Origin of the sequence: Acidocella sp., assembly GCF_050253495.1 — a bacterium.
Classification (GTDB): Bacteria; Pseudomonadota; Alphaproteobacteria; order Acetobacterales; family Acetobacteraceae; genus Acidocella.
In genome coordinates this window covers 168,492-179,388 of sequence record NZ_JBFWIX010000006.1, presented here as the reverse complement: position 1 = coordinate 179,388, position 10,897 = coordinate 168,492, and the positions used below count along the sequence as shown (strand labels likewise).

13 protein-coding genes are annotated in these 10,897 nt (G+C 64.6%); 10 read left to right on the top strand and 3 right to left on the bottom strand.

The window, feature by feature from the left end; genetic code table 11:
- The 7 genes from AB7D48_RS07260 to AB7D48_RS07230 form a co-directional block, all read left to right on the top strand.
- Positions 1-370 (top strand): CidA/LrgA family protein (locus AB7D48_RS07260; protein WP_427977088.1); only part of this gene is annotated, 370 nt, incomplete at its 5' end.
- Positions 363-1,097: an LrgB family protein gene (locus tag AB7D48_RS07255; RefSeq protein ID WP_427977085.1), complete on the top strand. Its 735-nt coding sequence runs from the start codon at positions 363-365 to the stop codon at positions 1,095-1,097. The genes AB7D48_RS07260 and AB7D48_RS07255, both read left to right, overlap by 8 nt.
- A gap of 43 nt (positions 1,098-1,140) precedes the next feature.
- Positions 1,141-2,190 carry an acyltransferase family protein gene (locus AB7D48_RS07250; protein WP_427977083.1) on the top strand — a complete coding sequence of 350 codons (1,050 nt, stop codon included), beginning with the start codon at positions 1,141-1,143 and terminating at the stop codon, positions 2,188-2,190.
- Positions 2,191-2,217: 27 nt separating this feature from the next.
- Positions 2,218-2,880, top strand: a complete 663-nt coding sequence (locus tag AB7D48_RS07245) for a hypothetical protein (RefSeq protein ID WP_427977080.1) — start codon at positions 2,218-2,220, stop codon at positions 2,878-2,880.
- Entirely contained in the window at positions 2,871-3,653 is a 783-nt protein-coding gene (locus AB7D48_RS07240; RefSeq protein ID WP_427977078.1) for an SDR family oxidoreductase, read from the top strand. Before AB7D48_RS07245 ends, AB7D48_RS07240 begins: the two co-directional genes overlap by 10 nt.
- 3 nt (positions 3,654-3,656) lie before the next feature.
- A complete protein-coding gene (locus AB7D48_RS07235) occupies positions 3,657-4,919 on the top strand; it encodes a DNA polymerase IV (RefSeq protein ID WP_427977075.1) in 1,263 nt (420 codons plus the stop codon).
- Positions 4,920-4,950: 31 nt separating this feature from the next.
- The gene (locus AB7D48_RS07230; RefSeq protein ID WP_427977073.1) at positions 4,951-5,451 is read left to right on the top strand and encodes a flavin reductase; all 501 of its coding nucleotides are present in this window, start codon (positions 4,951-4,953) and stop codon (positions 5,449-5,451) included.
- Positions 5,452-5,521: 70 nt separating this feature from the next.
- Here the strand turns inward: AB7D48_RS07230 and gshB are convergent, their stop codons facing one another.
- Together gshB and AB7D48_RS07220 are read right to left on the bottom strand one after the other, a co-directional pair.
- Positions 5,522-6,469, bottom strand: a complete 948-nt coding sequence (gshB, locus tag AB7D48_RS07225) for a glutathione synthase (protein WP_427977071.1) — start codon at positions 6,467-6,469, stop codon at positions 5,522-5,524.
- A 30-nt stretch (positions 6,470-6,499) separates the two neighbouring features.
- The gene (locus AB7D48_RS07220; RefSeq protein WP_427977068.1) at positions 6,500-6,877 is read right to left on the bottom strand and encodes a hypothetical protein; all 378 of its coding nucleotides are present in this window, start codon (positions 6,875-6,877) and stop codon (positions 6,500-6,502) included.
- A 216-nt stretch (positions 6,878-7,093) separates the two neighbouring features.
- Between AB7D48_RS07220 and AB7D48_RS07215 the strand changes: the two genes are divergently transcribed.
- Together AB7D48_RS07215 and msrB are read left to right on the top strand one after the other, a co-directional pair.
- Complete coding sequence (locus AB7D48_RS07215; protein ID WP_427977066.1) at positions 7,094-7,255, top strand: hypothetical protein; 162 nt, start codon at positions 7,094-7,096, stop codon at positions 7,253-7,255.
- Between the two features lie 179 nt (positions 7,256-7,434).
- On the top strand, positions 7,435-7,848 hold the full coding sequence (gene msrB, locus AB7D48_RS07210) for a peptide-methionine (R)-S-oxide reductase MsrB (RefSeq protein WP_427977064.1): 414 nt from the start codon (positions 7,435-7,437) through the stop codon (positions 7,846-7,848).
- A 106-nt stretch (positions 7,849-7,954) separates the two neighbouring features.
- Here the strand turns inward: msrB and rsmA are convergent, their stop codons facing one another.
- Positions 7,955-8,812: a 16S rRNA (adenine(1518)-N(6)/adenine(1519)-N(6))-dimethyltransferase RsmA gene (rsmA, locus tag AB7D48_RS07205; RefSeq protein WP_427977062.1), complete on the bottom strand. Its 858-nt coding sequence runs from the start codon at positions 8,810-8,812 to the stop codon at positions 7,955-7,957.
- Positions 8,813-8,853: 41 nt separating this feature from the next.
- Between rsmA and AB7D48_RS07200 the strand changes: the two genes are divergently transcribed.
- Positions 8,854-10,617, top strand: coding sequence for a chloride channel protein (locus AB7D48_RS07200; RefSeq protein WP_427977060.1), 1,764 nt, complete (start codon positions 8,854-8,856; stop codon positions 10,615-10,617).
- Positions 10,618-10,897: the final 280 nt, after the last annotated feature.

Here is a 10,897-nt window from a genome sequence, read left to right as displayed (position 1 = left end):
CGGGAGATTTGGTTTGGTCAGAGCGCTCACCATCCTGATTCTGGATCAGTTGATTGGCACCATCCTGCATCAAGGCACCGGGCTGCCCGTGCCTGGCCCCGTGATCGGGCTGGTGCTGGCGTTGATCTGGTTCCTGAAATTCGGCCCGCCAAGTGAGGATTTACGCCAAACCTCACAAGCCCTGCTGAAATATCTCGGATTGCTGTTCGTCCCCGCCGGCGTGGGGGTCGTCAATCAACTGGAGATCCTGAAGCAGAACGCGCTGGCCATCATCATCTCCATCGGCGTCTCCACCACGCTCGGCCTGCTCGTCACCGGGGTCACGATGCAATGGTTCCTCAACCGGCGGGAGGCCAAGCCCCATGCATAGCCTGCTGCCGCTGCCTTTCTTTCATGTCTGGGTCTATTTGCAGACCCAACCTCTGCTCGGCCTGGCGGTCACACTCTGCGCCTGGGAGCTGGCCTGCTTCCTGGACGGGCGGGCCGGCCACAAGGCCTTGACCAACCCCACCGTGCTGGCGGTGCTGATGCTGGTGGCGGCCCTGCTGGTCACGGGCACCAGCTACCAGACCTATTTCACCGGCGCGGTCTATATCCATTTCCTGCTGGGCCCCGCCACGGTGGCGCTGGCTGTGCCAATGTACGCCAACTGGCCAGCCATCCGCCGCAATTTCGTGCCGATTCTGGTATCTCTCGGCGCCGGCTCCCTCGTGGCGGCGCTTTCGGCCATGCTCATCGCGCATCTGCTGGGTGCCCCGCGGGACATCGTGGTCTCGCTCGGGCCCAAATCCGTCACCACGCCCATCGCCATGGGCGTGGCGCAGGAGCTTGGCGGCATCCCCGCCCTCACCGCCGTCTTCGTCATCATCACCGGCATGGTCGGCACCTTGATCTGCGGCCCTCTTTACAAAATGGCACAGGTCAAGGACTGGCAGGCCCAGGGGCTGGCGGCGGGCACGGCGGCGCATGGCATCGCCACCAGCCATATGATCCGCCTGAATGAAACAGCGGGCGCTTTCGGCGGGCTGGCCATCGGCCTCAACGGTGTCGTCACCGCGCTCATCCTGCCTGTCCTGGTGGCGATATTGGGGTTTTGATCCCCCACTGGCACGGCGGCGCATTCCCGCATAAGTTGCATCCATGCAACGTCTGCAACGGCTGGATGGCATGCGCGGGCTCCTGGCTGTCTATGTCATGCTTGGGCATGGCCTGCCCCTAGCCGTCAGCCCCGCATGGCTTGGCTGGTTATTCTCCCACGGCCAGGCGGCGGTGGATCTGTTCTTCGCGCTCAGCGGGCTGGTGATCATCGGCTCGCTTGAGCGCCATGGCTGGCGCATGCTCCCCTTCATGGCGGCGCGCGCGCGCCGCCTGCTGCCGGCTTATGTCCTGGTGCTGGGCATCGCCATGCTGGCCGAGGCCCAGGGCGACCCGCTGCGCGCCCTGCCCTGGGCGGGCGTGGCGGCCCGGCAGATCGTATCACCCGCCCTGCCCAGCCCGGTCTGGCCGCACCTGCTGGCACATCTCACGCTACTGCATGGCCTCATCCCGAACCGCTGGCTGCCTTATGGCTGGGTGACATTGCTGGGCCCGGCTTGGTCACTATCCACGGAATGGCAATTTTATCTGCTCATCGCGGCCATCGGGCTGGTGGCGCCGCGCCGGTCCGGCTTCGCCATCGCCGGCTTGCTCGGCATCGCGATCCTCTACCAGTCCCTGCCCCTGGATGGGGCGTTCTCCCGTGCCTTCCTGCCCGTGGAAGCCGGATGGTTCGCGCTCGGCCTGGCCAGCCGGATCTGGCTGCGGGAGAACCGCCTGGCCCCCTTCATCGCCTGCCTGGCCTGTGTCATCGGGCTGGCCTGGCTCACCGGGCCCGGCAAGATCCTCACCGCCCTGGCCTGGGCCTGCCTCATGCTGGCCCAGCGCCGAAATTGGGGGCGGGTCCTGGCTTGGCGCCCCTTGCTTTATCTCGGCGCGATCTCCTACCCCCTCTATCTGGTGAACGAACCGGTGGAACGGCTGCTGGCGCTGGGCCTGGGCCCTCCCCTTGCCCATGCCCCCTTGCTGTTCAGCCTCGCCTTCCTGCCGCTTTCGGTGTTGGCCTCCCTCGCCGCGGCCATCTTGCTGCATCATGGGGTCGAACGCCCCTTCATGCGGGAAAATAAGAAATTTTTACCTTCAATCATTGCCTGACGGCAGGGGCAATGAGACAAAAGCCGCATGGATTTCATCTTCATGCTCACGCGCCAGGACCGCACGGTGCCTGACTGCCTGACGGTTCTGGACGACATCGCCCCGCTTGGCCTGCGCCATATCGGCTTCAAGGATGTCGGCGCCGACGAAGCCACCCTCCACGCCCTGACCGCGCGGATCAAGGCGCTGGGCGCCGTCTCCTATCTCGAAGTCGTGGCCACCACGCCGGAAACCGCCTTGCATTCCGCGCGCATCGGCAAGGCCATCGGGGTGGACAGGCTGCTGGGCGGCACGCAGGTGACCGGCACGCTGGACATTCTCGCCGGCAGCACCGTGGAATATTACCCCTTCCCCGGCACGCCCATCGGCCACCCGACGCAATTGGGCGGCAACGAGGCCCTGGTGGAAACGCATTGCGCGGATTTCATCGCCCAGGGCTGTGCCGGGGTGGATCTGCTGGCCTATCGCGCCATGGAGGCCGATCCGCTGGCCCTGGTGCGCGCCGCGCGCCGGGGGCTGCGGGACAAACCCCTGATCTGCGCCGGCGGGGTGGACAGCCCAGCCCGTATCGAGGCGCTACGCACCGCCGGCGCGGATGGCTTCACCGTCGGTTCCGCCGTTTTCGACGGTGTGTTCGCCCCCGGTGAAGCGCTCACCGGGCAATTGCGGGCGATCCTCGCATGCGCCTGAAACATAAACGGGTTTTCATCACGGGAGCGGGCGGGGGCATCGGCCGCGCCACGGCGGAAAAATGCGCGGCGGAAGGGGCCAGGGTCGTCTGCGCCGATCTCGACGCCGACGGCGCGGATGCCACGGTCGCCGCCATCCGCGCCGCTGGCGGGCAAGCCGTGCCCGTCATCGGCAATCTCACCCACGAGGCCGCCTGCACCGCCATGTTCAAGGAAGGCGCCGCCGCGTTCGGTGGGCTGGACATGCTGTTCAACAATGCCGGCATCTGCCTGACCGACGATTCCGGCCCTGTGGACACCCCGCTTGCGAGCTGGGACAAAACCATCGCCGCCAATCTCACCTCGGTGTTTCTCTGCTGCAAGGCGGGCATCCCCTACCTGCTGGAATCCGGCAAGGGCGTCATCATCAACAACGCCTCCATCGTGGCGCTGGTCGGCTCGGCCTTCCCGCAAATCGCCTACACCGCCGCCAAGGGCGGCGTGCTGGCCATGACGCGCGAAATCGCCATCATGTATGCGCGCCACAAGTTGCGCGCCGTCGCCATCTGCCCCGGCCCCACCGCCACGCCGCTGGTGAAGGCGTTTCTGGCGGATGAGGAAGCCTGGGCACTGCGCCGGCGCTACCTGCCGATGGGCCGCCTGGCCGACCCGTCCGAGATCGCCAATCTCGTCGCCTTCCTGGCCTCGGACGAAGCCAGCTTCATCACCGGCTCGGCCTATACGATCGATGGCGGCCTCACCGCCGCCTATGTGATCGACGATTCCGTCTTGTGAACAATGCCCGGCCTCTGCCGCGACTGCGATACGACGGTGGAAGGGCCAAGCTGCCCAGCCTGCGGCGGCATGCGCGTGGTGCGCCATCCCGAGCTGTTCAGCCTCGCCATCGCCCATATCGATTGCGACGCCTTCTATGCCGCGGTGGAGAAACGCGACCATCCTGAATGGCAAGACAAACCGCTGATCGTCGGCGGGGGCGTGCGCGGCGTGGTGTCCACCTGCTGCTATATCGCGCGCCTCTATGGCGTGCGGTCCGCCATGCCGATGTTCAAGGCCCGCAAGCTTTGCCCCCAGGCCATGGTGGTACGGCCCGACATGGCGAAATACGCCGCCATTTCCCGCCAGGTACGCGCCATGATGGAAACCCTTACCCCGCTGGTGCAGCCGCTTTCCATCGACGAAGCCGCCCTGGACCTCTCCGGCACCCAGGCCCTGCACGGCGCGCCGCCCGCCATCGTGCTCTCCCGCCTGGCCAGGCGGATCGAGGCGGAGCTGGGCATCACCATCTCCATCGGCCTCGCCACCAACCGCATGCTGGCCAAGCTCGCGGCCGAGCGTGGCAAGCCGCGCGGTTTTCACGTGCTAGGCGCGGAGGCGCCAGCCTTGCTGGCGGATGAAAAAGCCAGCCTGCTGCCCGGCATCGGCCCCGCCCAGGCCAAACGGCTGGAAGCGGCGGGGATCATCACCATCGGCCAGCTCGCAGGCCTGGACGAGCGCGCCGCCGCGAAGCTGGGCCATGAAGGCCCCGCCCTGGTGGACCGCGCGCGCTTGCGCGACACCCGGCCCATCCGCCCGGACCGGGAGAGCAAATCCATCAGCGCCGAAACCACCTTCGAAACGGATATCGCGGACCTCGCCACATTGGAGGCCGAGCTGTGGCCGCTTTGCGAAAAGCTAGGCCGCCGGCTGTACCGGGAGAATCAGGCCGCCGCCGGGCTGGTGCTGAAGCTCAAGACCGCCGATTTCCAGCTCCGCACCCGCAGCCAGCGCCTGCCCGCCCCCACCCGGCTCGCCGAAACCCTCTTCGAGGCCGCGCGCCCCTTGCTGGCACGCGAGACGGATGGCGCCACTCCCTTCCGCCTCATCGGCATCGGCGCCGCCCCCCTGGCCAGCGCCGCTTTGGCCGATCTGGGCGACCTGGCCGATACCGCCACCCCACGCCGGCGCGCCCGGCAGGAAGCCATAGACCAGTTGCGCGCCCGCTTCGGCGAAGCGGCCGTGCAACGTGGCCGCGCCTTGCGAACAGACAAGGGAAAGGACTAGGAACCCCTATCCACCTGAGAGAGAGATCAGCATGTCCGCCATCGACCGTTCAGCCTTCCGGGAAGCCATGGCGCGCATGGGGGCCGCCGTGAACATCATCACCACCACCGGCCCGGAAGGGGATATAGGCATGACCGTCTCGGCGGTCTGCTCCGTCACCGACGATCCAGCCACCGTGCTGGTCTGCATCAACCGCACCAGCCGCCAGCATGAGACCTTCAAATCGTCCGGGATTATCTGCGTCAATGTGCTGACACATGAGCATGAGGCGCTCTCTCCCGTCTTCGCGGGCCAGGGCCAGCTCTCCATGGCCGAGCGTTTCTCCCAGGCCAGCTGGATCCGCCTGAAAACCGGCGCCCCGGTTCTGGAAAGCGCCGCCGCCAGCCTGGATTGCACGGTCAGCCAAAGCGAGGATGTCGGCACCCACACCGTGTTTTTCTGCGCGGTGCAGGCCATCCATCTCGGCCCCACGGGCTCCGGCCTCGTCTATCAGGGCCGGGCCTATCATCAGATCCTACACAAGCTGGGCTAAGGCGAACCACTTAACCCCCAGGAGCAACCGGGCATGCCGCCAAAACGCGGCGGCTTTGGGCTGGCTGGCTTCACCCGGCGCGGATCGTCTCGATCTTGTCCAGAATCGCGCCGGCGAGATTCAGCTTGTCGAACCGCGCGATCTGCTGCAGCCCCGTGGGGGAGGTCACGTTGATCTCGGTCAGATAATCGCCGATCACGTCGATACCCGTGAAAAGCAGCCCCTGGGCTTTCAAGGTCGGCCCGATGGCGGCGCAGATTTCCTGCTCGCGCGCGGTCAGCCTGGTTGGCTCGGCGATCCCCCCCGCATGCATGTTGGAGCGTGAATCCCCCTCCGCCGGCACGCGGTTAATGGCCCCCAGCGGCTCGCCGTCGATCAGGATGATCCGCTTATCCCCCTTGCGCACGGCGGGCTCGTAACGCTGCACCATCAAGGGCTCGCGCGAGGCGGTGAAGAACATGTCCAGCAAGGATCCGAGATTCTCATCGTCCGGCTTGATACGGAACACCCCGATACCGCCATTGCCGAATAGCGGCTTGACGATGATATCCTGATGCAACGCCCGGAACGCCCGGATCGCCCGTCGGTCCCAGGAAATCAGCGTCGGCGGCATCAATTGCGGAAAATGCGTCACCAGCAGCTTCTCCGGCGCATTACGCACGGCGGCCGGGTTGTTCACCACCAGCGTCCGTGGGTGGATATGCTCCAGCAGGTGCGTGGCGGTGATATAGGCCATGTCGAATGGCGGGTCCTGGCGCATCAGCACCACATCCATGCTGGCGAGGTCGATTTCCTCCTCCGGCCCGAATTCAAAATGCGCCCCGGCCACGGCCTGCACGGTCACGGGCTTCACCCGCGCCTTCAGCACCGCGCCGTCCAACCACATATGCGGCACCTCGTAATGCCAAAGCCCGTGGCCACGCGCCTGGGCTTCCAGCATCAGCGCAAAGGTCGAATCGCCGGTAATGTCGATGCTGTGCAGCGGATCCATCTGCACCGCGATGTTCAAAGACGCCATTCTATCCTCGTTTCAAGCCGGCACAGGCTATCAGGAGGATGCGCTGCGCTCCAGTGCCGCCGCCGCGACCGGCCTGGCCAGACTTTGCATGCAGCTTTGCGGATCCATGCCATTATCCGCCACCGCCGCCGCCACGCGCGGCACGCCATGCGCGTCGGGGTAGATAAAAACATTCAGGCCACAACTGGAGGAATGATAAAGCCAGACCTGCGCCTGCCCATCCACGCGGCGCAAGGCCGGCTGGCCGAAATCGGCGTTCAGCGCTTGCACGGTGGCACCTTTCAGCGCCTGCTCGGATAATGGCGGCGATGGCGCGAAAGCCGCTTGCGGACCCGGCGTGGCACAGGCGCTGAGCAGCGAGAGCCCCGATATGCAAACCGAAAACCGGAAAAAAGCCCGCTTTGCCATGCAGCCCCGGAAAAAATGGAAATACCGGCTTCCTCATAGCAAGTCCGGCCCTGGCAGGCACGAGGGGCGAAGGAAGTTATTAACATTTTTTTGCTGCATCGCGCCAAAAAACTTGTCACAATCAATTCAACGCTCCGCCTTATTCACGCCTTTGTTGCCGATCATGCTCCCCAGCATGGACGAACTGTCCAGACACGAAGACCAAGAGGTAAAGACATGGCTGCCAATATGCTGAAGATTGAGGCCGAACTCCGCCACGCGGTAATCGACAGGCTGATTGCCGCCTCCTTGAACGACGGCAAGCCCGCCCGCGAGGCCACCTTGGAGCGCTGGCGCGCCCTGGGTAGCAAACCCGCCTCCGAACAAACCGCCCGCTAAACCTCTTCCACCGTGCCGGGCCATGCGCCCCGGCACCAGGCGGTTGAGCCAAGCCATGTCCACCCGCGCAGTAAGACACAACTTTAAGCTTTATCCAAGCCTTCTCATCGCCAAACGGTTGGTTCCCGCCGGCAAAACTCTATATTAGGCGAAAAATCTGCCTTGAGATGGAGATGGCGATGAATACCGACAGCGAGACTGTCTTTCCCTTCACCCTGAGCGACGAGCAATGGCGCCAAAGGCTGACGCCGGAGCAATATGCCATTCTGCGCGGACACGCCACCGAGCGGCCGGGGAGTTGTGCCCTGAACGTGGAAAAACGCGCCGGCAGCTTCACCTGTGCCGGTTGCGGCCAAACCCTGTTCGTCTCAAACAACAAGTTTGAAAGCGGCACGGGCTGGCCCAGCTTCAACGACCCGCTCGACGGCGCCATCGGCACCAGCGTGGACCGCAGCCACGGCATGATCCGCATCGAAGCGCATTGCAGCAATTGCGGCGGCCATCTTGGCCATGTGTTCGAGGACGGCCCCCCGCCGACCGGGCTGCGCTATTGCATCAACGGCGCGGTTCTGACGTTTCATCCCGCTAGCTAGGGCCATATCAAAAAACGTTCGGGCGGTGCTTGAGGATTGGAGCGGTTTCGCCCCCCGCCTAACCCCCGCAAGGCGTTTCAATCACATCCATTTCAATCACATCCATTCATGACTCCTCAATCACCCCGCCGCCCCCGTCGAGGGCACGCGTCTTGAGGGTTTGCATCAGCGTCACGAACTCCTCCACGCTCAACGTCTCCGCCCGGCGCGAGGCGTCGATCCCCGCCCGCGCGCAGAGCGCCTCGCCCCCCAGCGGCTTCAGGGCGCCGCGCAGCATCTTGCGCCGCTGGCCGAAGGCGGCGGCGGTCAGGCGTTCCATCAGCTTCAACTCCTCCGGCGCGGGCTGGCTGGCGCGTGGAACAAGCCGGATGAGGGCTGATTCCACCTTGGGGGGCGGCGCGAAGGCACCGGCGGGGATGCGCATGAGCATCGTGACCTCGCACAGCCATTGGGCCAGCACGGAGATGCGGCCATAGGCGCTTGTGTTCGGCGCGGCGCAGACACGCTCCGCCACCTCAAGCTGGAACATCAGCGTCATGGATTGGAATTGCGCCGCCCGTTGCAGCCAGTTCACCAGCAGCAGCGTGCCGATATTGTAGGGAAGATTGGCCACGATCGCGCGCGGGGCCGCCACCAGGGCGGATAGGTCCGCCTTCATCGCGTCCGCCTCAACAATGGTGAGCCTGCTCGTGGTGGCGGCCAGGGCGGTGATGGCGGCCACGGCGCGCTGGTCATATTCGATGGCGGTGACATGGGCGGCGCCCGTTTCCAGCAAGGCGCGGGTGAGCCCGCCCGGTCCGGGACCGATTTCAACGACATTGACCCCGTCCAGCCTGCCCGCCGCCGCGGCGATACGCGCGAGCAGGCCAGGGTCGAGCAGGAAATGCTGGCCGAGCGATTTATCGGCGCGCAGCGAGAAGATGCGAATGGTTTCCGCCAGGGAAGGCAATGAATTTTCGGCCATAAGGGTTGTTAGCCGATGCGGGGCCATGGCAACAGGGAGACGTGGACGCCCCAACCGACCCGGCTGGCTTTTTACAGGTGCCCCGTCTGCTGCGCGCCTTGGTGCGGGCGGATGAGGTGTGGCTTGCCATGCTGGCGGCGGTGGTGGGGGTGCTGGCCGGGTTTGGCGTGGTGCTGATCAACGCCTTCACCTCCCTCATGCATCGTTATCTGTTCGCCCTGGCGCCGGGGCATGGCCTGTCCGATTCATTGTCGCTCGACCCGTTGCGCGCCATCGCCGTGCCGATGCTGGGCGGGCTGGTGCTGGGGCTCTCATTCTGGGTGCTGGCGCGCTTCCGGCCCAAACCCCTGGTCGACCCGATCGAGGCCAACGCGCTCTATGGCGGGCGCATGTCGCTGACCGATTCACTGATCGTGGCGGCGCAAACAGCCTGGTCCAACGGGGTCGGCGCCTCGGTGGGGATGGAAGCCGGCTATGCCCAGCTCGGTTCCGGGGTTGCCTCCTGGCTGGGACGCAATTTCCGGCTGCGGCGGAACGATCTGCGCACGCTGGTGGGCTGCGGCGCGGCGGCGGCGATCGCGGGGGCCTTCAACGCGCCGCTTTGCGGGGCGTTTTACGGCATCGAACTGATTATCGGCATTTATTCGGTGATGACACTGCCTTTTGTCGTCATCGCCGCGCTAGCCGGAACACTGACCGTGCAAATACTGGGGTTTGGCGCGCCCCCCCTGGACGTGACCCTGCCCGCCAGCGTGCCCCATGAAGATTACGGGATCATCCTGATCGAGGGTGTGGCCTGCGGCGTCGCGGGGATCGTGATCATGCGCGGGGTGACGCTGATCGAGGCGGCTTTCCGCCGCAGCGGCATTCCCGCCTGGTTGCGCCCCTTGCTGGGCGGGGCCGTGGTGGGGCTGCTGGGGTGCGTCACGCCGCAGGCCATGTCCTCCGGCCATTCGGCGCTGCATGCCTATATAGACGTGGCATTTCCGTTTCTGGTCGTCACGGGGCTTTTCCTGGCCAAGGCCACGGCCTCGGCCTTTTCCATCGGGGCTGGCTTTCGTGGCGGCTTGTTCTTCGCATCGCTGTTTCTCGGGGCGTTATTCGGCAAGGTGTTCGCGGGGGTGGTCAGCATCGCGCCGTTCGTGACGCCGCTGCCGGTGGGGCTTTATGCGGTGGTGGGCATGAGTGGGCTGGCGGCGGCCATCGTCGGCGGCCCCATGACCATGACCTGCCTTGCCCTGGAAACCACGCAGAATTTCTCGGTGACCATGGCGGTGCTGGCGGCGGCCATCGTCGCCACCATCACCGTGCGGCGGCTCTTTGGCTATTCCTTCGCCACCTGGCGGTTTCATCTGCGCGGAGAACAAATCCGTTCCGCCGTGGATGTGGGCTGGATTCACGCCCTTACGGTCGGGCGAATGATGCGCGCGGTGCAGGCCATCGCCAGGCCGGAGACCAGCCTGAAGGCATTCCGCCAGGATGTGCCGCTGGGCGCCACGCAGCGCGTGGTGGTGACGGACGCGGCGGGGAAATATGTCGGCATCGCTTACCCCGCGGAGGCCGCCGTCGTGACCGGGGAAGGGCGCAATGTCGGCGATATTCTGCATCATCAGGATTATTTCCTGCTGCCGGGGATGAATGTGAAGGAGGCTCTGGCGATCTTTGAAACAGCGGAAGCCGATGCGCTGGCGGTGCTGGACGGTTCCGAGGCGCGCCGCGTGCTGGGCCTCCTGACCGAGCAATATGCGCTGCGCCGTTACAATGAGGAGCTGGATCGACGCCGGCGCGAAGTTTCCGGAGAGTAGCGAAAGGTGAACCGAAGTTAAGAATAAGCGGATTATTCATTCTTATGCTGATATGGTTTTGTATAAAGAATAATTACTCCACGATTTTTGTTTATTTTTATAAAATCTATATATTTTTTGATCCAACCCCAACTCTCCGCCCTCGCGCCACGCTAAAACCTCAGGTTCACAAACAAGGAGGATTTGGTGATTTTTAGCATTATAATAAGATAATAGTATTATAAAAAATACAATCAAATGTTTTTGAACAGCCCGAAGGCAACGGGCAGCGCCTCAAAAA

Bases quoted from the DNA above. Each gene is read 5' to 3' on its own strand.
- AB7D48_RS07255 (WP_427977085.1), top strand. From the start codon at position 363: ATGCATAGCCTGCTGCCGCTGCCTTTCTTTCATGTCTGGGTCTATTTG.
- AB7D48_RS07250 (WP_427977083.1), top strand. From the start codon at position 1,141: ATGCAACGTCTGCAACGGCTGGATGGCATGCGCGGGCTCCTGGCTGTC.
- AB7D48_RS07245 (WP_427977080.1), top strand. From the start codon at position 2,218: ATGGATTTCATCTTCATGCTCACGCGCCAGGACCGCACGGTGCCTGAC.
- AB7D48_RS07240 (WP_427977078.1), top strand. From the start codon at position 2,871: ATGCGCCTGAAACATAAACGGGTTTTCATCACGGGAGCGGGCGGGGGC.
- AB7D48_RS07235 (WP_427977075.1), top strand. From the start codon at position 3,657: ATGCCCGGCCTCTGCCGCGACTGCGATACGACGGTGGAAGGGCCAAGC.
- AB7D48_RS07230 (WP_427977073.1), top strand. From the start codon at position 4,951: ATGTCCGCCATCGACCGTTCAGCCTTCCGGGAAGCCATGGCGCGCATG.
- gshB (WP_427977071.1), bottom strand. From the start codon at position 6,469: ATGGCGTCTTTGAACATCGCGGTGCAGATGGATCCGCTGCACAGCATC.
- AB7D48_RS07220 (WP_427977068.1), bottom strand. From the start codon at position 6,877: ATGGCAAAGCGGGCTTTTTTCCGGTTTTCGGTTTGCATATCGGGGCTC.
- AB7D48_RS07215 (WP_427977066.1), top strand. From the start codon at position 7,094: ATGGCTGCCAATATGCTGAAGATTGAGGCCGAACTCCGCCACGCGGTA.
- msrB (WP_427977064.1), top strand. From the start codon at position 7,435: ATGAATACCGACAGCGAGACTGTCTTTCCCTTCACCCTGAGCGACGAG.
- rsmA (WP_427977062.1), bottom strand. From the start codon at position 8,812: ATGGCCGAAAATTCATTGCCTTCCCTGGCGGAAACCATTCGCATCTTC.